The 22,584-nt window shown below is 71.4% G+C and carries 23 protein-coding genes; 11 read left to right on the top strand and 12 right to left on the bottom strand.

Going from position 1 to position 22,584, the window contains the following annotated elements; genetic code table 11:
• Nucleotides 1-5: 5 nt before the first annotated feature.
• Entirely contained in the window at nt 6-1,139 is a 1,134-nt protein-coding gene (locus tag AB5J53_RS21835) for a GlxA family transcriptional regulator (protein ID WP_369247352.1), read from the bottom strand.
• A 71-nt stretch (nt 1,140-1,210) separates the two neighbouring features.
• On the opposite strand from AB5J53_RS21835, the gene AB5J53_RS21830 reads away from it, so the two are divergent.
• Entirely contained in the window at nt 1,211-2,518 is a 1,308-nt protein-coding gene (locus AB5J53_RS21830) for an MFS transporter (protein ID WP_369247351.1), read from the top strand.
• Between the two features lie 69 nt (nt 2,519-2,587).
• Here the strand turns inward: AB5J53_RS21830 and AB5J53_RS21825 are convergent, their stop codons facing one another.
• On the bottom strand, nt 2,588-3,205 hold the full coding sequence (locus AB5J53_RS21825) for a flavin reductase family protein (RefSeq protein ID WP_369247350.1): 618 nt from the start codon (nt 3,203-3,205) through the stop codon (nt 2,588-2,590).
• A 113-nt stretch (nt 3,206-3,318) separates the two neighbouring features.
• Here AB5J53_RS21825 and AB5J53_RS21820 point away from each other — a divergent pair, with 113 nt between their 5' ends.
• Complete coding sequence (locus AB5J53_RS21820; RefSeq protein ID WP_369247349.1) at nt 3,319-4,287, top strand: hypothetical protein; 969 nt, start codon at nt 3,319-3,321, stop codon at nt 4,285-4,287.
• 34 nt (nt 4,288-4,321) lie between these two features.
• Here AB5J53_RS21820 and AB5J53_RS21815 read toward each other — a convergent pair whose 3' ends face one another.
• The 4 genes from AB5J53_RS21815 to AB5J53_RS21800 form a co-directional block, all read right to left on the bottom strand.
• Nucleotides 4,322-5,101, bottom strand: a complete 780-nt coding sequence (locus AB5J53_RS21815) for an enoyl-CoA hydratase/isomerase family protein (protein ID WP_369247348.1) — start codon at nt 5,099-5,101, stop codon at nt 4,322-4,324.
• Between the two features lie 205 nt (nt 5,102-5,306).
• Nucleotides 5,307-7,532 (bottom strand): acetate--CoA ligase family protein, encoded by a 2,226-nt coding sequence (locus AB5J53_RS21810; protein WP_369247347.1) that lies wholly within the window; start codon nt 7,530-7,532, stop codon nt 5,307-5,309.
• A 205-nt stretch (nt 7,533-7,737) separates the two neighbouring features.
• Nucleotides 7,738-9,264, bottom strand: coding sequence for a flavin monoamine oxidase family protein (locus tag AB5J53_RS21805; protein ID WP_369247346.1), 1,527 nt, complete (start codon nt 9,262-9,264; stop codon nt 7,738-7,740).
• A gap of 157 nt (nt 9,265-9,421) precedes the next feature.
• Nucleotides 9,422-10,627, bottom strand: coding sequence for a flavin-containing monooxygenase (locus AB5J53_RS21800; protein WP_369247345.1), 1,206 nt, complete (start codon nt 10,625-10,627; stop codon nt 9,422-9,424).
• Between the two features lie 223 nt (nt 10,628-10,850).
• Here AB5J53_RS21800 and AB5J53_RS21795 point away from each other — a divergent pair, with 223 nt between their 5' ends.
• The 3 genes from AB5J53_RS21795 (at nt 10,851) to AB5J53_RS21785 (ending at nt 12,458) form a co-directional block, all read left to right on the top strand.
• The gene (locus tag AB5J53_RS21795) at nt 10,851-11,303 is read left to right on the top strand and encodes a DoxX family protein (RefSeq protein WP_369247344.1); all 453 of its coding nucleotides are present in this window, start codon (nt 10,851-10,853) and stop codon (nt 11,301-11,303) included.
• Nucleotides 11,300-11,767, top strand: coding sequence for a Zn-ribbon domain-containing OB-fold protein (locus AB5J53_RS21790; protein ID WP_369247343.1), 468 nt, complete (start codon nt 11,300-11,302; stop codon nt 11,765-11,767). Before AB5J53_RS21795 ends, AB5J53_RS21790 begins: the two co-directional genes overlap by 4 nt.
• A gap of 61 nt (nt 11,768-11,828) precedes the next feature.
• Entirely contained in the window at nt 11,829-12,458 is a 630-nt protein-coding gene (locus AB5J53_RS21785) for a GNAT family N-acetyltransferase (RefSeq protein WP_369247342.1), read from the top strand.
• Between the two features lie 79 nt (nt 12,459-12,537).
• Here the strand turns inward: AB5J53_RS21785 and AB5J53_RS21780 are convergent, their stop codons facing one another.
• Together AB5J53_RS21780 and AB5J53_RS21775 are read right to left on the bottom strand one after the other, a co-directional pair.
• The gene (locus AB5J53_RS21780) at nt 12,538-13,200 is read right to left on the bottom strand and encodes a pyridoxal 5'-phosphate synthase (RefSeq protein WP_369247341.1); all 663 of its coding nucleotides are present in this window, start codon (nt 13,198-13,200) and stop codon (nt 12,538-12,540) included.
• A gap of 11 nt (nt 13,201-13,211) precedes the next feature.
• Complete coding sequence (locus AB5J53_RS21775; protein ID WP_369247340.1) at nt 13,212-13,454, bottom strand: hypothetical protein; 243 nt, start codon at nt 13,452-13,454, stop codon at nt 13,212-13,214.
• A gap of 242 nt (nt 13,455-13,696) precedes the next feature.
• Between AB5J53_RS21775 and AB5J53_RS21770 the strand changes: the two genes are divergently transcribed.
• A complete protein-coding gene (locus AB5J53_RS21770) occupies nt 13,697-14,635 on the top strand; it encodes a CorA family divalent cation transporter (RefSeq protein ID WP_369247339.1) in 939 nt (312 codons plus the stop codon).
• A 72-nt stretch (nt 14,636-14,707) separates the two neighbouring features.
• Here the strand turns inward: AB5J53_RS21770 and AB5J53_RS21765 are convergent, their stop codons facing one another.
• Complete coding sequence (locus AB5J53_RS21765) at nt 14,708-15,904, bottom strand: acetyl-CoA acetyltransferase (protein ID WP_369247338.1); 1,197 nt, start codon at nt 15,902-15,904, stop codon at nt 14,708-14,710.
• A gap of 112 nt (nt 15,905-16,016) precedes the next feature.
• Here AB5J53_RS21765 and AB5J53_RS21760 point away from each other — a divergent pair, with 112 nt between their 5' ends.
• Together AB5J53_RS21760 and AB5J53_RS21755 are read left to right on the top strand one after the other, a co-directional pair.
• Entirely contained in the window at nt 16,017-17,204 is a 1,188-nt protein-coding gene (locus tag AB5J53_RS21760; RefSeq protein WP_369247337.1) for an acyl-CoA dehydrogenase family protein, read from the top strand.
• Nucleotides 17,205-17,590: 386 nt separating this feature from the next.
• Nucleotides 17,591-18,076 (top strand): nitroreductase family deazaflavin-dependent oxidoreductase, encoded by a 486-nt coding sequence (locus tag AB5J53_RS21755; RefSeq protein ID WP_369252378.1) that lies wholly within the window; start codon nt 17,591-17,593, stop codon nt 18,074-18,076.
• On the opposite strand, the gene AB5J53_RS21750 is transcribed toward AB5J53_RS21755, so the two are convergent.
• Entirely contained in the window at nt 18,048-18,269 is a 222-nt protein-coding gene (locus tag AB5J53_RS21750) for a hypothetical protein (RefSeq protein ID WP_369247336.1), read from the bottom strand. The genes AB5J53_RS21755 and AB5J53_RS21750 overlap by 29 nt on opposite strands.
• Between AB5J53_RS21750 and AB5J53_RS21745 the strand changes: the two genes are divergently transcribed.
• Nucleotides 18,268-19,221: a GNAT family N-acetyltransferase gene (locus AB5J53_RS21745; protein WP_369247335.1), complete on the top strand. Its 954-nt coding sequence runs from the start codon at nt 18,268-18,270 to the stop codon at nt 19,219-19,221. The genes AB5J53_RS21750 and AB5J53_RS21745 overlap by 2 nt on opposite strands.
• Nucleotides 19,222-19,248: 27 nt before the next feature.
• On the opposite strand, the gene AB5J53_RS21740 is transcribed toward AB5J53_RS21745, so the two are convergent.
• Nucleotides 19,249-19,920: a LysE family translocator gene (locus AB5J53_RS21740; protein ID WP_369247334.1), complete on the bottom strand. Its 672-nt coding sequence runs from the start codon at nt 19,918-19,920 to the stop codon at nt 19,249-19,251.
• Between the two features lie 82 nt (nt 19,921-20,002).
• Here AB5J53_RS21740 and AB5J53_RS21735 point away from each other — a divergent pair, with 82 nt between their 5' ends.
• Nucleotides 20,003-20,455, top strand: a complete 453-nt coding sequence (locus tag AB5J53_RS21735) for an Lrp/AsnC family transcriptional regulator (protein WP_189186274.1) — start codon at nt 20,003-20,005, stop codon at nt 20,453-20,455.
• 94 nt (nt 20,456-20,549) lie between these two features.
• Here the strand turns inward: AB5J53_RS21735 and AB5J53_RS21730 are convergent, their stop codons facing one another.
• Nucleotides 20,550-21,185: a TetR family transcriptional regulator gene (locus AB5J53_RS21730; RefSeq protein ID WP_369252376.1), complete on the bottom strand. Its 636-nt coding sequence runs from the start codon at nt 21,183-21,185 to the stop codon at nt 20,550-20,552.
• A gap of 535 nt (nt 21,186-21,720) precedes the next feature.
• Here AB5J53_RS21730 and AB5J53_RS21725 point away from each other — a divergent pair.
• Entirely contained in the window at nt 21,721-22,446 is a 726-nt protein-coding gene (locus tag AB5J53_RS21725; protein WP_369247333.1) for a VOC family protein, read from the top strand.
• Nucleotides 22,447-22,584: the final 138 nt, after the last annotated feature.

Here is a 22,584-nt window from a genome sequence, read left to right as displayed (position 1 = left end):
GAGGCTCAGCCTCCGGAGGAAACAAGGGAGTTGTCGGAACCTCCGCCGTCGCCCCCGGCGTTCCCGGACCCCCCGCTCCCGGACCGGAACGTGCGCCGATACGTAGTGGGAGTGACACCGAGCGCCGCCTGTAGATGCTGCCGCATCGACTGGGCCGTGCCGAAGCCGGCGTCCCCCGCCACCTGGTCGATCGACAGGTCGCTGGACTCCAGCAGGTAGCGGGCCCGTTCGACGCGCTGCTGAGTGAGCCACTGTCCGGGGCTGACGCCGACCTCCTCGCGGAAGCGGCGCGTGAAGGTGCGTACCGACATGGACTCCTGCTCGGCCATGTCGCGCAGCTGGATCGGCTCATGGAGGCGGGCGAGCGCCCAGGCGCGGGCGGCGGTCGTGGTGGCCGCCTGCGCGTCCGGCACGGGGCGCTGGATGTACTGCGCCTGGCCGCCGTCACGGTGCGGCGGTACGACGGTGCGGCGGGCCACGTCGTTGGCGACGGCGGCGCCGTGGTCGCGGCGTACGAGATGGAGGCACAGGTCGATCCCGGCCGCGACACCGGCGGAGGTGAGGACGTCCCCGTCGTCGATGAAGAGCACATCGGCGTCGACCTTGATCTTGGGGAAGAGCTCCTGGAAGTGCTCGGCGTGCATCCAGTGCGTGGTGGCCGGGCGGCCGTCGAGATAGCCGGCGGCGGCGAGGACGTATCCACCGGTGCAGATCGAGACGAGGCGGGTGCCGGGGCGGATGTGGGCGAGGGCGGTGGCCAGTTCGGGCGTGAGCAGGCCTTCCTCGTGGACGGGGCCGAGTTCGTACGAGGCGGGGACGACGACGGTGTCGGCGGTGGCCAGCGCCTCCGGGCCGTTCGCGACGAGGACGGCGAAGTCGGCGTCCGTCGTGACGGGGCCGGGCGGCCGGACCGAGCAGGTGACGACGTCGTACAGATGCCGTCCCTCCGCGTCGCGCGCCTTGCCGAAGATGCGCTGCGGGATGCCCAGCTCGAAGGGCAGCAGCCCGTCGAGGGCGAGGACGACGACGCGGTGCCTGGAGGACGCGTGCTGGAGCGGGGCTTCCGTCGGTGCGGGCGCCTGCTGCGAAGGCGCCGCGTGCGCGCGTGCGGTGTGCGAGGGTGCCTGCTGTTCGGCCATGGCCCGATCCTAGCGAATGCTGTCCCCCGGGCCAGTGGTTCGCCGGGCCCCGATCCCGGAAGCTCTATGACGTGACCCAGACAACCGATGCCATCGTCCCCACACAGGAGCCCTCTGTCCCGGGCCGCCCCCGCATCCACCGCGCGTGGTTCGTCGCCGCCGTCACCTTCGTGACGATCATCGGCGCGGCGGCCTTCCGTTCGCTGCCGGGGTTGCTGATCGATCCGCTGCACCAGGACTTCCACTGGTCGCGCGGCACGATCGGCGCCGCGGTCTCGATCAACCTCGCGCTGTACGGGCTGACCGCGCCGTTCGCGGCCGCGCTGATGGACCGCTTCGGTATCCGGCGCGTGGTGGCGATCGCCCTGACCGTGATCGCGGTCGGCTCCGGGCTGACCGTGTGGATGACGGCCGCCTGGCAGCTCCTGCTCTGCTGGGGCCTGCTGGTGGGCCTGGGCTCCGGCTCGATGGCGCTCGCGTTCGCGGCGACGGTCACGAACCGGTGGTTCACCGAGCGGAAGGGCCTGGTGACGGGCATCCTGACGGCGGCCTCGGCGTCGGGCCAGCTGATCTTCCTGCCGCTGCTGTCCTGGATCGTCACGAAGCACGGCTGGCGTCCCGCCTCGGTGACCGTCTCCCTCGCGGCCCTCGCGGTCGTCCCCTTCGTCTGGCTGCTGCTGCGGGACCACCCGGCGGACGTGGGCCAGAAGCCGTACGGGGCGACGGAGTTCGTGCCGAAGCCCGAGCCGGTGCAGGGGGCCGCCCGGCGCGCGGTGACCGTCCTGCTCTCCGCGGTCCGCACCGGACCCTTCTGGCTGCTGGCCGGCACGTTCGCGATCTGCGGCGCCTCGACGAACGGCCTGATCCAGACGCACTTCGTGCCCGCGGCTCACGACCACGGCATGCCGATCACGGCGGCGGCCTCGCTGCTCGCGGTCATCGGCGTCTTCGACGTGATCGGAACGGTCGCCTCCGGATGGTTCACCGACCGCTTCGAGCCTCGCCGGCTGCTGGCGGTGTACTACGCGCTGCGCGGCATCTCGCTCCTCTTCCTCCCGATGCTCCTCGCGCCGACCGTGCACCCCCCGATGATCTTCTTCATCGTCTTCTACGGCCTCGACTGGGTCGCCACCGTCCCGCCCACGCTGGCCCTGTGCCGCGAGCAGTACGGCGAGGACAGCGCCATCGTCTTCGGCTGGGTCCTCGCCTCGCACCAGGTCGGCGCCGCCCTCGTCGCCTTCCTCGGCGGCGTCGCACGGGATGTCTTCGGTTCGTACAACGTGGTCTGGTACGCCTCGGGCACGCTGTGCGCGGTGGCGGCGCTGATGGCGCTGGTGATCCGGCGCCGACCGGTTCGGGTGGCGGCGGCCCTGGCGTGAGGCGTGACCGAGACCGACCGGATGAAGCGTGCCCGGTCGACTGCGTGGAGCCGCTCCTGGCGACGGCGACTAGATGAAGCGCCCCTTGTGGAACAGCAGTGGCGCCATGTCGTCGGCGCCGTCGCCGGTGCCGAGCGCGTCCACGCGCCCCACCACTATGAGGTGGTCCCCGCCCGTGTGCACCGCGTGGATCGTGCAGTCGATCCAGGCCGTGGCGCCCACGAGGCGGGGCGAGCCGGAGACGGGCGCGGCGTCGTACGCGACCCCGGCGAACTTGTCCGCGCCGCTCACCGCGAAGCCGCGGCACAGCTCGCCCTGGTGGGCCCCGAGGACGTTCACACAGAAGACGCCCGCGCGGGCGATCCGCGGCCAGGACGTCGACGTACGGCCGACCATGAAGCAGACCAGCGGAGGGTCGAGGGAGAGGGAGGAGAAGGACTGGCAGGCGAAACCGGCCGGGCTAAGGGTGTCTTCGCCTTCGGCGGCCGATGCGGTCACCACGGTCACGCCGGTCGCGAAGTTCCCCAGTACGCGGCGGAACTCGGCCTGATCGACCGGTGCCCGTTCGTCGTCGCCGACCGCGCGCAGAACCGGGCGCGGCAACGCCTCGACGGGCCCCGCGACGGTAGGGGCCCCGGCCGACCTGAGGTAGCGGACGGCGGCGGCCGCCATCCCTGCGTGTCCCATCACATCACCCATTGAAGCTGACGGAGTGTCAGATAGGAAGGGGTGCAACCCCTGCCTTGCCCCTGCCTGCCCTCCCGTGCCTCTCCCGCGCACCTCCACGTATCTTTCGCCCCATGGGGTGGGGAGACACATGGCGGCCCAAGCGCTCCCGGCTGAGCTGGGCGAACGCCGAACTGAACGCGGCCGCGGCGGTCTGCGCGGCGCAGCTCGCGGTGGCCTGCGCGATCTGGTGGGTCGGGACCTTCGACGACGACACCCACGGAGCGGGGTCCGGCGGTGGACTCGCCGCCGCCGGTCTGCTGTGCATGCTCGTCTTCGGCCCGCTGCTCCTCGCCGTCCTGGGTCTGTTGCACGCGGCGGCGCACACGATGCCCGCCGCCACGCTGGCCCGCCTCACGACCCGGCGTGTTCGCGGCTCCGAGGGGGCCTGGCACCTGGCGTTCGTGGTGGTACTCGGTGTGCTCTGGGCGGCCGTGGCGGTCGTACTCGGCGGCGTTCCGCCCATCGGCACGATCGCCCTGCTCATCGCGGCGTCCGGTGTCCTGCCCGGGCTGGGCGTCGCGTACGTCCGGCGCCGGGAGCGGGCCACGGGACGCGTCCCGCGCAGCCGCCGCATCTGGATCCGCTCGGCGCTCGCGTCCTTCGGAATGTGCGTGCTGGTCGCCGTCGCGGGCGCCGTGGGCCTGTCCACGGGACTCATCGAGGAGTACGAGCCTCCGAAGCTGTCCGCCGAGCAGCTCGCCGGAGTCTGGCGGGGCGACGGTGGTGCCGTACTTCGGCTGCGCGCCGGCGGCCGTGCCGACCTCACCGCGCTGCCCGCCCAGCCCGAGTTCCAGGACGTGACGACCAAGGACTTCACGCGGTGCGACGGGACGGGGAGTTGGTTCCTCGACACCGAGGGCCGCTACGACCCGTACGTCGACACGGATGACCCTTCGCAGCGGGACGGCGTCGTCGTACACATCCAGGACTGTGGCCACGACACGTACTGGACGATCGGCGGCAGCGAGGGCAGCCCCGAGCTGTTCGTGCTGTTCGGCGACCCCGACTCGGGGGACCTGCGCATCCTGAAGCGGGACTGACCCGGCGGCCGGACCATTGACCCAGCGGCCTGGCTCAGCGGCCCTTGTACCGAGGGCTCCGCCGCTCCACGAAACTGGCGACCCCCTCGTTGGCGTCCGCCGTCGTCATGTTGATCTCCTGCGCGGCGGCCTCGGCGGCGAAGGCGGCCGTGCGGTCGGTGTCCAGGGAGGCGTTGACCAGCTGTTTGGTGAGGGCGAGGGCGCGGGTCGGGCCGGTGGCGAGGCGCTCGGACCACTCACGGGCGGTCTTCTCCAGCTCGTGCGGCGGTACGACCCTGTTGACGAGGCCGATCCGTTCCGCGTCCGCGGCCGTCAGCGCGTCGCCGAAGAACATCAGCTCTTTGGCGCGCTGCGGGCCGATGAGGCGGGGCAGCAGGTAGGCTCCGCCGCCGTCGGGGACGAGCCCGCGGCGCACGAACACCTCGATGAACTTGGCCGGCTCCGCCGCGAGTACGAGGTCGCACGCGAAGGCGAGGTGCGCGCCGATGCCGGCCGCCGTCCCGTTGACCGCCGCGATCACCGGCTTCTCGCAGTCGAGGACGGCGGCGATCAGGCGCTGGGCGCCGCGGCGGATGGTGCGGGCGACGTCGCCCGGCACCCGTTCCCCGGCCGGCGGTCCCCCGCGCAGGTCCGCGCCCGCGCAGAAACCGCGGCCCGTCGCCGTGATCACGACGGCCCGTACGTCCGGGTCGGCGGACGCCTGCTCGAGCAGCGCGATCACGCGTTCCCGCTGGTCCCAGGTGAGGGCGTTCATGGCCTCGGGGCGGTTGAGAGTGATCCACGAGACGGCGTTGTCAGTGGCGTGAAGTATCAATGAGTCGAGGGACTTTTCGGCAGATGCGGGGGATTCGGGAGCTGCACGGGATTCAGGGATCTCACGAGATTCACGAGATTCACGGGATTCGCGGGATTCGCGGGATCCAAGGGATTCGCGGGGGGAGTCGGACATGGAGGTACTCCGTTTCGTACGGGGAGTGGTGGGCCTCTTGCGCAGGAGGCGCGGCAGTGTGGGCGACCGCTCAGCGGCACACCACCAACGCGTCCAAAGCCACCGCCCCCTGCCCCCGAGGCAGCACCATCAGCGGATTGACATCCAACTCCGCGATGTCGTCCCCGAGTTCGAGCGCCATGCGCTGCACCCGGATCACGACTTCCACCAACGCGTCCACGTCCACCGGCGGACCCCCGCGCACCCCGTCGAGGAGCGCCCGCCCCCGCAGCTCGGACAGCATGGCCCGTGCCTGGTCCTCGCCGAAGGGCGGCACGCGGACGGCCGCGTCGCGCAGTACCTCGACGAGGACACCGCCGAGCCCGACGGTCACGGTCGGACCGAAGAGCTGGTCGTGCGTGACGCCGACGACCATCTCGACGCCCCGCTCGACCATCTGGCACACGAGCACTCCGTCGAGCGCGATCCCTTCGTAGCGCGCGATGTCGGTCAGCTCGCGATAGGCGTCGCGGACCTGGCTGGCGGAGGTCAACCCGATCTTCACCAGGCCGAGTTCGGTCTTGTGGGCGATCTGTGCGCCGGAGGCTTTCATCACGACGGGGTAGCCGACCTGGCTCGCCGCCCGCACGGAAGCCGCCGCGCTGGTCACCAGCTGCTCGCGCGGCACGCGGATCCCGTACGCGCGCAGCAGCTGCTTGGCCGCGTGCTCGCTCAGCTGCTGCCCGGGACGCATCAGCGCCTGCGCCTTGCGGAAGGAGGGCGAGGGGGTGCGCGGCGCCTCGTCGAAGGGGGAGCGGTACGCGGAGACGAACCGGTGGTGGTCCAGATAGGCGCGGACGGCGGTGATGCAGTTGGCGAACGTACGGAAGGTGGCGACCCGGGAGGACCCGAGCAGCGTCTCGCGGTAGGCGGCCTCCGTGCCGACCGGCGACCCCCACACCACGCACACCAGCTTGTCCGTCTGTTCCGCCGCGTCCACCAGATCCTGCGCGAGCTTGTCGCTCATGGGCGGGAAGGGCCCGGTGATGGGGCAGATCAGCACCCCGACGGCCGGGTCGGCGAGGATCGCGTCGATGATCTTCCGGCCGCGCCAGTCGCCGACGGGATGGCCACCGTTGTCCACGGGATTGGCGACGTTGAGGTACTCGGGTATCCACTCGTGCAGCTCGGCCTGCTTGTCGGACGACAGCGTGGGCAGGGACAGGCCCGCCTCGCTCGCCAGGTCCGCGAAGTGCGCCCCCGTGCCGCCTGAGATCGAATAGACGACGACCCCGTCGGCCTGGGGGGTGCGGGACCGCGCCAACAGGGCGGCGGTGTCCTGGAGTTCGTCGAGTCCGTCGACGCGGATCACGCCGTACTGCCGCATCGCCGCGTCCACCACCGTGTCGGCTCCGGTCAGCTTGCCGGTGTGTGAGGCGGCGGTGCGGGCGCCGGTCTCGGTGCGGCCGACCTTGACCGCGACGACGGGTACCCCGCGCCGGGCGGCGCGGTCGGCGGCGAGCAGAAAGGAGCGCCCGTCCTTCAGGCCCTCGACGTAGCAGGCGATGGCGCCGACCTCGGGCTGCTCGGAGAAGTAGGAGATGAAGTCGGCGGTCTCCAGGTCGGCCTCGTTGCCGGTGGGTGCCCAGTGGGAGAGGCGCACGCCCAGCTCCTGCATCGCGAACACCGGCCGTCCCTGGTGGCCGGACTGGGTGATGAGCGCGATCGCGGGGCCGTCGAGGTCGTCGCGGAACTTCTCGAAGGCGTTGAGGTTGGTGTTGGGCCCGAGCAATCGGAGGCCGGAGCGGCGGACGGCGGCGGCGAGCCGGGTCTGCGCGACGGCGCCCTCGGCTCCGGTCTCGGCGAACCCGGAGGCGAAGGCGACGGCGAACTTCACCTTGGCCTCGGCCAGTTGCTCGATCACGGGAAGGGGGTCGCCGACCAGAAGCACGGCCAGGTCGACCTGTTCGGGAAGGTCCGCGACGGAAGGGGAGCAGGGCATGCCGAAGACCGACTGACGGGTGGGGTGCACGGGGTGCAGCCGGGCGCCGACCCGCTCGGCCCAGGCGATCAGCTGCCGGGTGATGCCGGTGTTCGGCCGTCCCTCGGCGTCCGAGGCGCCGATGACGGCCACGGACTCGGGACGGAAGAAGCGGTCAAGGTCGGGTACGTCGGCGTACAGCGGACGGCCGCTGACGTCCAGGTCGTCGACCTCGGCCGGCCGGCCGTGCACGACCGGTGAGGGTTGCTCGCCGCAGGCGATGACCCGGGCCCGGCGGGAGTCGGTGGTGAGGGTGCCGTGGGTTGATCCAAGCATCGGTCCGCCCGCTCCTGTGTGACAGCCAACTTCTAACTGACGCAGTGTCAGATTACTTAACTGACGCCGCGTCAGGAACCGTTGTGCAGGCAAAGACCTGTGGCGGGCACCTTGGTGGTACCCGCCACGCGGAAGTCGGGAACGCCCTATGCGAGTCAGGAGCGCTTATGGACGTCCGGAACGCCATACGGAAGCCGGTAACCCGTCACAGCGCCGCGAGGACCTCCTTCGCGACCCGCTCGCCGGATCGGACGGCGCCGTCCATGTAGCCGTTCCAGTAGGTGGAGGTCTCGGTGCCGGCCCAGTGGATGCCGCCGGCGGGCCTGCGCAGGGCCGGGCCGTACTCGGTGAGGACGCCCGGCGGGGCGTAGGCGACCGGGCCGCCGCGGGAGAAGCCCTCGTTGTCCCAGCGCTGAAGCACGAAGGAGGTGGGGGACTTGGCCTTGTCGCCGAAGTAGGTGGCGTAGTCCTTGAGGACGGCCGCCTTGACCTCGTCGACGGAAGAAGCGTCGAACGCGCGCATCTCGTCGGCCTCGATGAAGCCCATCAGGGCGCCGTAGGAGGCGTCGGGCGGAGAGTTGTCGAAGGTGGAGCGGACGATGCCGGTGTCGCTGACGACCTGGCCGTTGAGACCGTCGGCGCGCCAGAACGGGGTGTCGTACACGGCGATCGCCTTGCCGATCGAGCCCATCGGCAGCCGCTGGCTGAGCTGGTCGCGGTCGGCGGGCAGCAGCGGGTCGTACGTGATGCGCGCGGCCAGCGGTGGCGGCAGGGCGACGACGACACGGCGGGCGGTCACCGTGATCCCGTCCGCGCTCACCAGGTACTTGCCGCCGGACAGGGTGATGGAGCGGACCGGGGCGCTGAGCACCATCCGGTCGCCGAGGGTCGCGGCGAGCTTGATCGGCACCTGCTGGGAACCGCCGACGAAGCGGCTCTCCTGGGCACCGGCCGCGGTCTCGGTCAGCCGTTCCAGGGTGCCGGGTGTGGAGGCATTGCCCGCGGCGGCGATGTAGAAGAGGACGTAGAGAAGGGAGAGTTCACGGGGCTGGGCCGAGAAGATGGACGTGCAGGCGACGTCGAAGAGGAACTTGGCGGAGGGGATGACGGCGTTCGCCCTGAGCCAGGTCTCGAAGGTCTGCCGGTCCCATTCCTCGGCCTTGGCGGCGGTCCAGGGCGCGTCGACCGGCACTTTTGTGGCCATGTCGTCGAGCAGGGCCTGTACGGCGGCGGCGTTCGCGAGCCCGGCGACATCGATGGGCGGGACCGAGCCGAGGAGGCCGTCGGTGGCGTAGGGGGTGCGGGTGCCGTCCTTGTAGAGGAGGTTCTTGCCGGTGTTGTACGTCGCGAAGGTCGCCACGCCCAGGGAGTCGGCGAGAGCCTTGATGCGGTCCTGGGTGGGGCCGATGAACTCGCCGCCGCCCTCGGTGAAGCCGCCGTTCGCCAGCTTCAGATTGACGACCCGGCCGCCGACGCGGTCGCGGGCCTCCAGGACGACCACGGACTTGCCGGCCGCCACCAGGTCGGGGGCCGCGGTGAGTCCGGCGATCCCGCCGCCGACGACGGCGACGTCGGCCTCGCGGGCGGCGGTGGCGGCGGACGCGGTGCCCGCGGCGACGCCGGTGAGGGCGACCCCCGCGAGCCCGGTCGCGGCGGCGCCGCCGAGTATCGAGCGCCGGGAGAGTCGAGGTGATGGCTGAGGGGAGAGCTGTCTTTCGCGTGCCACGGTCATCCTCCGTCGAATGCGAGAGGTTGGGTGGAGCTGGAAAGTGAGCAGGGCTCGCATTCTGGCCCCCGTGGCCGCATCGGTACAGCACTCTCGCCACATCTGACGCACGCGTAACACACGCGGTACGTCAGGGAGTTGAGAGTTCGTACGTCAGCTTGGGTCAGCGCGCCACGGACGACGGTTTCCGCGTCACGGAGCGGGCCACCGCCTTCGCGATCTTCTCGGCGTCGAGGGCGAGTTCGCGGAACATGCCGCTGATGGGGTTGGTGAAGCCGGTGAAGTACAGGCCGGGCGCGTTCCTCGGCGTGCGAGCCCCGTGTACGACGGGCCGTCCTCGCGTGTCGAGTACATCGAGGTGGCCGACGACGCCCTCCAGTGCGCGGACGTACCCCGTCGCGGCGATCACGACGTCCGGGCCGATGCGTTTGCCGTCGGCGAGGACGACCTTGCCGTCCTCGAAACCGTCCACCGCGGCCACGATCTCGACCCGTCCCTTGCGGATGGCGTCGATGAGGCCGACGTCCTGGACGGGGATGGAGCCCTCGTTGACGCGGGAGTAGAGCCCGGTGTCGGGGCGGGGCAGGCCCTGGGCCGACAGGTCCGGCACGCTGAGCCTGGCCATCGGCCCGGCGAGGCGGTCGACGAGGCCGACCGGCAGTCGCCGTACGAGAATCCCGGTGAACTGGGCGGCCCAGCCGGCCGTCGAGCGGCGCACGATGTGCGGGGCCGTGCGGACCGAGAGGCGTACGCGCGAGGCGCCGCCCTCGATCAGGTCCACGGCGATCTCGGCACCCGTGTTGCCCACGCCGACGACGAGGACGTCGCGGCCGGCGTAGGGGTCGGGGTTGCGGTAGTCGCCGGCGTGCAGGAGTTCGCCGGTGTAGGTGTCGCGGCCGGGCCAGTCGGGCACGTGGGGCGTGTGGTTGTAGCCGGTGGCGACGACCACCGCGCTGCCGGTCAGTTCGCGGCCGCCGGTGGCGTGCAGCAGCCAGCCGTCGCCGCCCGGCGCCGGCTCGACGCGCGAGACCTCGACGCCCGTGACGATCTCCAATTGGTGGTGCTCGGCGTACTTCTCCAGGTAGCGCACCACGTTGTCGCGTGACACCCACCGCCCGAACGTGCGCGGCATCGCGAGTCCCGGCAGCGCGGACAGCCGCCGCGTCGTGTGCAGGTGCAGCCGGTCGTAGTGGCGCCGCCAGGACGCCCCGACCTTGTCGGACTTCTCCAGCACGACGGCCCGTACACCCTGGGCGCGCAGCGCGTAGGCCGCCGCGAGTCCACCGGGGCCGCCGCCGATCACGTACACGGGGCGGTCTTCGTGGGACGGCACCGCGCGCGGCGTGGAGGAAGCAGTCGAGTCGGCCATGAGCGCGAGCGTAATCACGCCCTCGCTTGATAGGTCTCGGTCAAGACCGGAATCGGTTGCGAACTGATCACGGGTGTAGGAGGAGTGGGTGGGACCGGTGGCGTAGGTCACTTGGTTGTGTGTGGGGTGTGCAGGGGCGTGTGGCCCCCGCCTCTTGCGCGGACATCCTCCGTACGCTGAACTGACGTACCGTCAGATCCCGCGTGCGGCAGGAGGTTCGGCCATGGACACGATCTGGCTCAGCGGGGCGGAGTGGCTGGCCGTGCTGCGGATCGGGCTCGGGCTGTGGTGGCTGGAGAGCTGGCGGCACAAGGACAAGAAGGGCTGGTTCGAGCGCGGGACCGGAATCGCCTGGGCGGCGGACGTCGCGGCCAAGCACCGGTGGAACGCGGTGCGCTCGGGCTTCGACGTGGTGGTCGCGCCGCGCCCGCGCACGATGGCGTACGTCGTCGTGTACGCCGAGTTGGCCCTCGGGCTCGGCCTGGTGGCCGGACTGCTGACGCCGATCGCCCTGGTCGGTGGGCTGCTCCTGAACGTCCTCTACCTCGTCCTCATGATCCACGACTGGGCCGAGCAGGGGCAGAACTCGATGATGGCGCTGATCTCGGTGGTCGGGCTGTTCGGGATGTCGTGGCAGACATGGTCGCTCGACAGCGCGATCGGGCTGTTCCAGTGAGCGGGGACCGCAAGCCCCCGCCGAGCGCGCCGTCACCGGCCCCGGGGTTCGACGTCCCCGAAGCGGACGCCTTCACCCGCCCGTACTGGGACGGGGCGGCGGAGGGGCGGCTGCTGGTGCGGCGCTGCGGTGGATGCGGGCGGGCCCATCACTACCCGCGGGAGTTCTGCCCGTACTGCTGGAGCGAGGACGTGGAGTGGGAGCGGGCGAGTGGCCGTGCCACGCTCTACACCTGGTCCGTCGTCCACCGCAACGACCTGCCGCCGTTCGGTGAGCGAGTGCCGTACGTCGCCGCCGTCGTCGACCTCGCGGAGGGCCCCCGGATGATGACCGAGGTGGTGGAGTGCGAGGAGGGCGCATTACGGATCGGGATGGAGCTGGAGGTCGCCTTCCGTGCGGGGGTGCCGGTTTTCCGGCCCCGGCCGCCGCTTCCCACGGGCTTCCCGGGCGGGAGCCCGGCGTGAGCCGAGGGTCAAGGGTCCCCCGGGGTGTGCCCCGTACGGGCCGACGCGTTTCAATGGCCGGATGGCTGACGTCCACGAGCAACACGCGACCCGTCCCTCCCCCGAGCTGAGCGGTCACGGTCTGCGGCTGCGCCTGTGGAACCCGGAGTCCGACGTCGACATCGCGGCGTATCTGCTCGGGCTGTCCGACCCGGAGTTCCAGCGCTGGAACACGCCGCTCAGGATGATCCGGGACCTCGACGGCGCCCGTGAGTCGCTCCGCTCGCGCATCGCGAGCACGGCGGACGGCACCGGGTTCTCCTTCTGCGTCATGGACGCGGACACCGATGCGATCCTCGGCCACATCGGCGTCAATGAGATCAACCACGTCATGAGCCGTGCCCTCGTCGGCTACTGGGTCCTCCCGGAGGCCCGCGGCCGCCAGGTCGCCACCCGCGCCCTGGCCCTCGCCGCCCGCTACGCCTTCACCGACCTCGGCCTGTACCGCCTGGAACTGGGCCACGCCCTCGGCCACGAGGTGTCCTGCCGCGTCGCCGAGCGCTGCGGATTCCGCTACGAGGGGACGCTGCGGGGCGCGATGTTCGAGGCGGGGCGGCACGACGCGTTCCGGGACGAGCATCTGCACGCGCGGCTGGCGACGGATCCCGAGCCGCCGGTTGCGTTCGAGCGGAGGGCGGCGAGCGGCGGCTGACCTCCGCGGACGGGGTTCCGGCAGGCCGTAGCGCGGTGAGACACGCGGGGCGTGGTACACGACTTCACGACGTAGAAGTTCATGGCCACAGCAGCTCCCTGAGCCAGCCGTCGTCGTCCGTCCGGCGGCGGTACGTAAGGCGTACGTGCCGCCGCCGGGCGTCGCCCTGGAAGAACTCCACCTCCTCCGGCTGAAGGCGGTACAGGGTCCAGGTGGGGGCGAGCGCGTCCGGCTCCCGCTGGGCCCGGTCCCACGCCGCCTCCGACGCCCGCGCCAACTCCTCCCGCGACGGCAGGACTTCGCTCTGGTGGCCCACCAGCGCGGCGGCCAGCGCACCGGGGGAACGGGCGTGCAGGTCCGCCTGGCCCTCCTCCGGCGGCGCGACGGTGACGGGGCCACGAAGGCGGACCTGTCGCCCCTGCACGGGCCAGTAGAAGCCGAGGGCGGCATACGGGCGGGCGGACAGCTGCCGCCCCTTGCGGCTCGTCGCGTGCGTCGCGAACGACCAGCCGTCCGCGTCCGCGCCGTGCAGCATCACGATGCGGACGTCGGGCAGGCCGTCCTCGTCCGACGTCGCGAGCGACATCGTGTGAGGCTCCGGCTGCCCGGCCGCCACCGCCTCCGCGAACCACCGCGTGAACAGGGCCAACGGCTCCTGCGGCGCCTCTTCCGGCTCGAAGCCGGGCAGCTCCGTGTCCCACACCCGCAGCGATCTCAGCAGCCCATGAAGATCCGGTTCCATGCCCCCGAGTATCACTCGCGGGTCTGACACAGCTGCGCCATCAGCACTGCGAGCAGCGGCTCCGCGTCCACGAACTCGCCGATCCCCGGCGCCCCGGCCCGCCGGCTCAGCCGGTACGTGCTGCCCTCTGGCGCCGGTACGCCGAGGCACTCGTCCTGCGTGGGGCGGGCGAACCTCCGGACACCTGGCGGCCAGTCGTGTTCCCCGCCCTCTTTGGGCGCCAGGAGGAAGTACGTCCTCCGGCATCCGCTCACCTCGCGGACGACGGGGCCGGGGTGGCCCGAGAAAGCGGGAGAGCTGTGTCCGCTGAAAACACTTACCGGACCGTCGTCGTGGTCACCCGTTCGGGGCCTGCCGGCGATGCGCGTGAGTGACTCCGCGTGCGCGGACGCCGCAGTGTGCGCAGGCTGGGACCTGCGGGCCCGGCGACCAACGGCGAGGGACGATGATCGTATCGGTGGTGTCGATGCCGGAGGGGATCGTCACTCGTACTCACGTGTCGGAGGCACGTGAGCGTCTTGCCGCGTCCGCCTTCCTGCTTGTCAACGTCGAGCTGCCCGAGGAGACGTCGATCGAGGAGCAGCCGATCGCCCAGCAGCTTGGTCTGGAGGCCGAGGAGCTGACCTGGCTCGGCAAGGACGGCGAACCCGTGCGGGCCGAATTCCTCGGAGACAGGGCCGGTTTCGTCGTGCCCGTGGTCGACCAGGGGCAGGTCACTCATATCCACGCCGTGGCGACCGATCGGTACCTGGTCACGGTTCACCGAGGGGTGGCCGAAGTGACGGAAAGCCTGACCGCACGATTCCGGCACGAAAGGCCGTCCGACGCCGTGGCCCTGCTGTTCCTGCTGCTGCAGGAGGCACTGGAGACCTTTCGCCGGTCCGCCGTGCAGGCCCTGTTGGCGGTGGAGGGCCTCGAGGACGAGATGTTCCAGGGACGACGCCCCGAGCAGGTCTACCGGCTCGCGCAACTACGACGGCAGGCTGCCCTCCTGCACCGCACGCTCCTGCCCTATGCCCAGGTGACGGATGACATCGTCACACGGAGGATGATGAGCGGCCGCTTCCCGGAGGAGCACCAACGGCTGGCCCACGCGTTCCAGCACGCGGCGCGGATGGTGATGACGGACATCGAGACTCTCCAGGACGCCGCGCGGCGGACCTTCGCCAGCTACTCCTCTCTCGTGTCCGGAGAGCAGAACGGCGTGATCAACCGGCTGGCCATCGTGTCGACGATCTTCCTGCCGCTGACGTTCCTGACCGGATTCTTCGGCATGAACTTCACCTACTTGACGGACGAGTTGGAGAGCAAGGCCGTCTTCTGGCTGCTCGCCGTGGGCTTGCAGGTGTCCGTCCTGTTCGTCGCGTTCTACGTGCTGCACCGCACCCGCATCTGGCGGAGGCTGCGTGACGAGGAGGGACTGGACGACCGGTGAGCCCACCGCACGAGCCCCTGTCACCGTGAGGGAGGTGGCGCGACGTGGGCCGCCGGGCGCGGCAGCCCTGTCTCAACGGCCCAGGACCACGGTTCCGGAGGAGCAGAACCAGCCGCCTGTCCCGGAGGCCACGGCCAGCTCCGGCAGGCCTCCGCCGCGCTTTCGCACCTGCCGCTCGCCCGCCTCTCCCCGCAGTTGCCGTACGGCCTCCACCAGCAGGAACAGCCCCCGCATCCCGGGGTGTTGAGCCGACAGCCCGCCCCCGTCCGTGTTCACCGGCAGCTCCCCGTCCACCAGCAGCCGCCCCTTCCCGGCGTCCACGAACGCACCCCCCTCGCCCTTCGCGCAGAAGCCGAGATCCTCCAGGGTCACGAGCGTCATGTAGGTGAAGGCGTCGTAGATCTCGGCGAGGTCGATCTCCTCCGGGCGCACCCCTGCCCGCTGGAACGCGAGCCGTCCGCTCACCGCCGCCGGGGACACCGTGAAGTCCTCCCACTCGGACATCGTGGTGTGCGAGACGTGCTCGCCGGTGCCGAGGATCCACACCGGCGTCGTACGGCAGTCGCGTACGTACTCCTCGGCCGCGAGCAGCACCGCCGCACCGCCGTCGGAGCGGATGCAGCAGTGCAGCTTGGTGAAGGGGTCCGCGATCATCGGGCCGGACAGGACGTCGTCGAGGGTGATCGGGTCGCGGAACATCGCCTCCGGGTTCGCCGAGGCGTTCGCGCGGGCCTGGACGGCGACCGAGGCGAGCTGTTCCGGCGTCGTGCCGTACTGGTGCATGTGGCGGCGCGCGGCCATCGCGTACTTGGCGATGAGCGTGTGGCCGTACGGGACCTCGAACTGCAGCGGGCCGCGCGCGCCGAAGGAGAGATTTCCCGTGCGCCGCCCCGCCTTGATGTCCGCGCGAGCGGTCGAGCCGTAGACGAGAAGCACCGCGTTCGCGTGGCCCGCCGCGATCGCGTCCGCCGCGTGCGCCGCCATGACCTCCCAGGTGGAACCGCCGACGGAGGTGGAGTCGACCCACGTGGGCTTCAGGCCCATGTATTCCGCCACTTCTATGGGGGCCAGGGTGCCCAGGCCCGCCGACGCGAAGCCGTCGATCACCGACCGGTCCAGGCCCGAGTCGGCCAGCGCGCGGCGGGCCGCCTGGGCGTGCAGGGCGTACGGGGTCGCCTCGTCCACCCGGCCGCAGTCGGAGAGGGCTGCGCCGACGACGGCGACTTTCCGCTGCCCTGTCCGCTGTCCTGTCCCCTGTCCTGGCGTCATGAATCTGACGGTACATCAGATAAGTCCTCCGCCGGGAGGTGGTCGCACCCCTGTGCATCTGCCACCCCTCGCCCTAACATGACGGCCCGTCAGATCCGGGAGGAGCCCACCCATGGACGCCCGTTTCACCGCCGAGCAGGACGAGATCCGCCGCACTCTGCGGGAGCTGCTGGTCAAGCGCTGCGGCCCGGAGGAGCTGCGGGCCGCCGTGCGGACCCCCGCCGGGTACGACCCGGCGCTGTGGGAGGCGCTCGCGCAGCAGCTCGGCCTGCCCGGGCTCGCCCTTCCCGAGGCGTACGGCGGTGTTGGTTGCTCGGTGACCGAACTCGCCCTCGCCTGCGAGGAGTCGGGTCGCGCCCTCGCCCCCTCGCCGCTGCTCGCGACCGCCGTCCTCGCCGCACCGCTGATCCTGGCCCTCGGCACCCGGGCCCAGCGCACCGAACTGCTGCCACGCCTCGCCTCCGGCGAGCTCACCGCAGCCCTCGCCGTACCGGGCGCGGGGCTCGCGACGGCGCTCGGGCTGGTCGGCGACAACCGCGGGGACTGGGCGGGCGACGGGCGCGCCGGGGGCGTACAGGCGCGACGGGCCGAGGGTGCCTGGCGCCTCTTTGGGCAGGCGGCACAGGTGCTCGACGGACACAGCGCGGGGCTGCTTGTGGTGGCCGCGCACACCGGGGGGTTCGCTCGGTCGCGGACGCTGCTGTTCCTCCTGCGAGAGGGCGCCCAGGGGCTCGTACGAGTGCGACAGACGTCCTTGGACGAGACGCGGCCGCAGGCCCGGATCGAACTGCGGGACGTGGACGCCGAGTTGCTCGGCGACGACGGCTCCGACGTGCCCACCGCGCTCGCCGCCGTCGGGGACACGGCCGCCGCCGTGCTCGCCACGGAAGCCGTGGGCGCCGCCGACCGCGCGCTGGAGCGGACCGTCGAGTATGTGCGCCAGCGCGAGCAGTTCGGGCGGGCGATCGGGTCCTTCCAGGCGGTGAAACACCGGCTCGCGGATGTGTACGTGGGGGTGCAGGCGGCGCGGTCGGCGGCGTACTACGCCGCGTGGGCGGCCGGCGCGGGCGGAGAGCGGGTGGGCGCGCTCGCGCTCGCCCAGGCGCTGGAGGCGCTGCGCACCGCCGCCTCCGAGGGCATCCAGCTGCACGGCGGCATCGGCTTCACCTGGGAGCACGAGGCCCATCTCTACTTCAAGCGCGCCTCTGGCGACGAACTGCTCTTCGGGCCGGTGCACCGGCTGCGGGGGTACGCCGCCGACGCCGCGCGGCTCTTCGACGGCGGGGAGGTGGCGGTGTGATGGCCGCGGACGAGGAGCCGGGCGGGGAACCGGCTGTGGGATCGGGCGAGCGGCCGGGTGCGGGATCGGGTATGGATTCGGGCGAGGGGCTGGGTGCGGGATCGGGTATGGATTCGGGCGAGGGGCTGGGTGTGGGTCCGGGCGAGGAATCAGGTGCGGGGCTGGGGGTCGGTCCGGGCGAGGAATCAGGTGCGGGGCTGGGTGTGGGTCCGGGCGAGGAATCAGGTGCGGGGCTGGGGGTCGGTCCGGGCGAGGAATCAGGTGCGGGGCTGGGTGTGGGTCCGGGCCAGGAATCAGGTGCGGGGTCGGACAGAGAACCAGGTAGGGGATCGGGCAAGGGGGCAGGTGTGGGGCCGGGGAAGGGGCCGGGTGTGGTGCCGAGGCGGATTCCCGGGGTCCGGCTGGTGCAGAAGGTGTCCTCGACCCGGGCCTTCGCCCGGGTCGCTCCGCACCTCGTGCCCGCCCTCGACCGCGCCGTGCACCGGCTCACCCGCGGCAAGGTGCTGCTCAGCGCGCAGATGCTGCCGGGCGTCATCCTCACCGCGCGCGGTGCGAAGAGCGGGCTGGAACGGCGGACGCCGCTGGCCTGCATGCCCGAGGGCGCCTCACCTGATGGTGGCCCGGGAAGCTGGATCCTCATCGGCTCCAACTTCGGGCGTACGGACCACCCTGCCTGGACCGCCAATCTCCTGGCCCATCCCGACGCCGAGATCAGCTGGAAGGGCGAGGACATCGCCGTAACCGCTCATCTTCTCGAGGGCGAGGAACGGGACGCGGCGTGGAAGGCGGTGCTGGCGTTCTGGCCGCCCTACGCCACGTATCAGGCGCGGGTCGACCGCGAGATCAGGCTGTTCCGGATCGTGCGGCGCTGACGGCCGTAGCCGCGCCCGGGCGGGCGGTGTTGACGGCCGTAGCCGCGCCCGGGCGGGCGGTGTTGACGGTCGCAGTCGCGCCCGGGCGGGCGGCGTTGACGGCTGCCACTCCGCCCGAGCGCCCGTAGTCCTGCCCGGGCGCCCGGAAAAGTCCGTTGCGGGCCGGGTCCCCGTCACCGGACAGTGGGTCCATGACCCTGCCCACCACCCCTCCGCCCGGTCTGGCCGTGCGCCCGGCGACATTCGATGACGCGGCGGCGGTGTGTGCGCTGCTCAACGAGATCGACCTGCTGGAAATCGGCCGCGCCGACACCGAACTGGCCGAGGTCCAGGCGGATTTGAAGCATCCCGAGGTGGAGTTGGAGCACGACTCCTGGCTGCTCTTCGACGGGGACCGGCTGATCGGATACGGCCTGCTGTGGGACGACTCCGGCGGCGAGCGGATCGACATGGACCACTACACGCTGCCCGACCGGACGCAGGCCGCGCTGCACCTGTTCGACCTGATGGAGGCCAGGGCCGCGGAGCGGGCGGCCAGCAACGGCGCGTCGCGGGCGGTGGTGCACCTGCACCTCAACATCGACCCCACCATGGACCTGCGAGCACTGCGCGGACGAGGCTGGCGCCCGGTCCGCCGCTACAACGTGCTGGCCCGTGACCTGTCCGGCGCGACGGACCGGCTGCCGACGCCTCCGCCCGGTGTCACCCTGCGGCCCTGTCCCGCCGAGCCGGACCGGCGGCGCGCCCACGCACTGCTCCAGGAATCCTTCGCCGACCACTTCGACTTCCAGCCGCGTACGTACGAACAGTGGCTGGACGACATCGACGCCGAGCGTGCCGACTGGTCGCTGATCTGGATAGCCCACGTCGACGGCCTCGGGGACGCCGCGGTGCTGCGCACCCACAACGACCGCGCCTCGATGGCCTGGATCGGCCACCTCGGCGTCCTGCGCGGGGCCCGGGGGCAGGGCCTCGGCAGCTACCTCCTGCGCCATGCCTTCGGGCACTACGCGGCGCTGGGTCGCGACCGGATCGGCCTCGGCGTGGACACCGACAACAGCAGCGGCGCGCTCGCGCTCTACGAACGGCACGGCATGGCCCTCGACTTCGCCGTCGACACCTGGGAGCTGGTCCGCCCCGTCTGACGGAGCGTGCCGTCCGCCGGTCCGGCCTCACAGCGTGGCCAGGCGCTCCACCAGCAGAAACCCGCCGATGCCGAGCATCGCGGCCCCGGAGGTGCGGGCCACCGCGCGGGCCGCGGCCGGCCTCGCCCCCAGGACGACACGGGCCAGCACGCCGACGCCGAGGTAGACGGCGGCGCAGCAGGCCATGTGGACCGCGCCGAGCACGGCGGTCTGCGCCGCCACCGGCGCCCCGGCGGCCGGCCTCAGGAACTGCGGCAGCACGGAGAGGTAGAGCAGCAGGCCCTTGGGGTTGAGGCCGCTGATGGCGGCGCCTCGGAGGAATGCTCGGGCCGCCCCCGGAGCGGCAGCCTCGCGGCCAGCGGTTCCAGCGGTTCCAGCGGTTCCAGCGGTTCCAGCGTCACCCGGCGTCGCCGGCCTCCGCAGCACCCCCCACCCCAGCCACACCAGATACCCCGCCCCCGCCACCGTGAGCGCGGTGAGCAGTCCCGGTGACCCCGCGACCAGGACCGCCAGCCCGGCCACCGCGAGCAGTGTGTGCACGGCGTACCCGGCGACGAGTCCCGAGACGGCGGGGAGCACCGACCGGCCCCGCAGCCCCGCGGATATCGCGTACGCCCAGTCGGCTCCCGGTACGCACACCAGCAGCAGATCCACGGCGAGAAACGCCGTGACCATTCCCCAATCCAGTCCCCAGTCCATACAGGGGACATTAGGCGCGATTGCCCCAAAGGTGTTTCCGAAGTTTGCCCATGATCGTGGGTTTCGGGGGAAGATCTGCCTCATGGACGCCGTGGACCAGAAGATTCTTGCCGAGCTGCAGCAGGACGGGCGGCTGACCGTGACCGAGCTGGCCGCACGGGTGCGGCTCAGCGTCTCGCCGTGTCATCGGCGACTGCGGGAACTGGAGCGGTCCGGTGCCATCCGGGGTTACCGCGCCGTCGTGGACCCGGCCGCGGTGGGCCTGACCTTCGAGGCGCTGGTCTTCGTCTCGATGCGCCAGGAGGACCGGGACACTGTCGCCGACTTCGAGCGCGCGCTGGCCGACATCCCCCACGTACTGGACGCACAGCGGCTCTTCGGGGAGCCGGACTATCTGCTGCGGGTCGCCACCGCCGACCTCGCGGCCTTCCAGCGGCTCTACGACGACCGGCTGGCGACGCTGCCAGGTGTGCAGCGGCTGACGTCGACGCTGGTGATGAAGCACGTGGTGACGGACCGCCCGCTGCCCGCGTAGCCGTCCCGGCCGTCCGTACAGCGCAGCAGGCGGCAGTCCACACCGGTGGACTGCCGCCTGCATGACAGGAGTTCGGGCAACAGGAAGGGGCGTACTACTTCGTCGGCTTCTTCCCGGTCACGCCGAGGTGCACCAACAGCGCCAGATTCGGCTTGAGTTCAGCCTGCTTGACGCCCCACGTCTGGAAACCCTTCTGGTGCGAGGCCACCGCCGCGAGCATGGCGACAAGGGAACCGGCCATCGCCGCCGGGTTCACGTCCTTGTCGACCTTGCCCTTGGACTGGAGGTCGGCGACCGTGTCCGTAAGGGAGTTGTTCACGGAGTTCAGGATCTTCATACGGATCTTGTAGAACCGTTTGTCGCCCTCGGCGGCGCCCAGATCGACGACCCTGAGGATCGCGTCGTTCTTGCGCCAGAACTCCAAAAAGCCGTCGACGAGTTCCTGTGCGGTCTGCCAGCCGGCCTTGCCGACCCAGGAACGCCCTTCGAGCAGCTGGGTCAACCCCGCGCCCTCCGCGGCCATTTGCTCGGCGATCTCGAGGACGGCGCCTTCGACGTCCGGGAAGTACTGGTAGAAGGTCGCGGGTGAAGTGCCCGCCTTCCGGGCGACATCAATGACTTTGACGTCCCGGTAGGGCGAGGAGCTGAGCATCTCGCTGAGGCAGTCGAGCAGCTTCTGCCGGGTCGCCTGCCCTCGCCGTCCGGCCACGCGGCCGTCGACGGTACGCACTTGTCCTGTCATGCCGTCAGCTTACCGAGGGGTGATCGGAGCGCGATTCGGCCGACTGCAAATGGGGTGCGGGGTGGATGCCGAGTGGATGCCGAGTGGATGCCGATGGGGCGCCTGCGGTCGGTGGGGGGTCGGGGCCGTGCCGGTACATCCGCCCGTCGCCGGTGGATCAGACGTTGGGTTGTGGGGAGCCGTTTCCAGATCCGGACGTAAGCGACGGGCATTCGATGTACCGGCACGGCCCCTTCCGTGCGTTCGCGGCTGCGGGTGGGTGCGGCTTGCGGCGCGGCCCATCCGTGCGTTCGCGGCTTCGGGTGCGTGGGGCTTGCGGCATGGTCCCTTTCGCGCGTACGCGACCGCGGGTGCGTGGGGCTTGCGGGCGCGGCCCCTCCCGTGCGCTCGCGGCCGCGGGACGGACTCGGGGCTGAGGACGTTCCGCCGGGTGCGGGTGCGGGTGCGGGTGCGGGTGCGGGTGCGGGGCTGCAGGAGTATTGGCCGCCGCGCGCCGTGGATGAAAGGCCGTTAGCTTGACCGCATGGCCGAATCAGACGTTTCCTCTGATTTCCCAGAAGGCGTGCCCTGCTGGGTCGACGCGCAGCTCCCCGACGTGGAGGCGGGCAAGCGCTTCTACGGCGAGCTCTTCGGCTGGACCTTCGCGCAGGGGTACGGCCCCGACGGCCTGGCGCACCTCGACGGTGAGCCCGTCGCCGGTCTCACGCGCAAGCGGGACGGCCGGATGCCCACCGTATGGACGGTGTACTTCGCGACACCCGACGCCATCGCACTCGCCCGGCGCATCACCGACGCGGGCGGGAAGCTCATCACGGTACCGACGCCGGTCGATTCCCTGGGCACCATGGCCCTCGTGACCGACCCGGAGGGCGCTGTCTTCGGCCTCTGGCAAGCCGGCACCCACGCCGGCTTCGGCAGACGGCACGAGCGGGACTCCTTCTGCTGGGCCGAGCTGTACGCGCGGGACACCACGGCCGTCGACCGGTTCTACGGCGCTCTCTTCCGCGACGCCCTCTTCGGTCCCGACGCGTCCCCCGACTTCGGCCGCGCGCCCGTCTCCGACGTCTACCCGGCCGAAATGCCGCCGCACTTCCTCGTCCACTTCGGCGTCGAGGACTGTGACGCGGTACTCGGGACGGTGAACCGGCTCGGCGGACGTGTCCAGGCGACACCCTTCGACACGTCGTACGGACGGGTGGCCGTGGTCACGGACAATCAGGGGGCGTCGTTCGCCGTACTGGAGCGGTGAGGCTTGGGCCTTTTGTCCCGAGACACCCCGATTCGCCCCCGGGTTCGCAACCTGTGGCCGAGCCAGGAAGAATCGGGGTGCGTGCCGCCATGGCGGTGCGGTGGTGAGACGCTGCACGGGGCCGCGTTCATACGTGGA

This window comes from Streptomyces sp. R41 (assembly GCF_041053055.1).
GTDB lineage: Bacteria > Actinomycetota > Actinomycetes > Streptomycetales > Streptomycetaceae > Streptomyces.
Note: the sequence above shows the minus strand (reverse complement) of the source record. Positions and strands in the feature narration are given on the sequence as shown.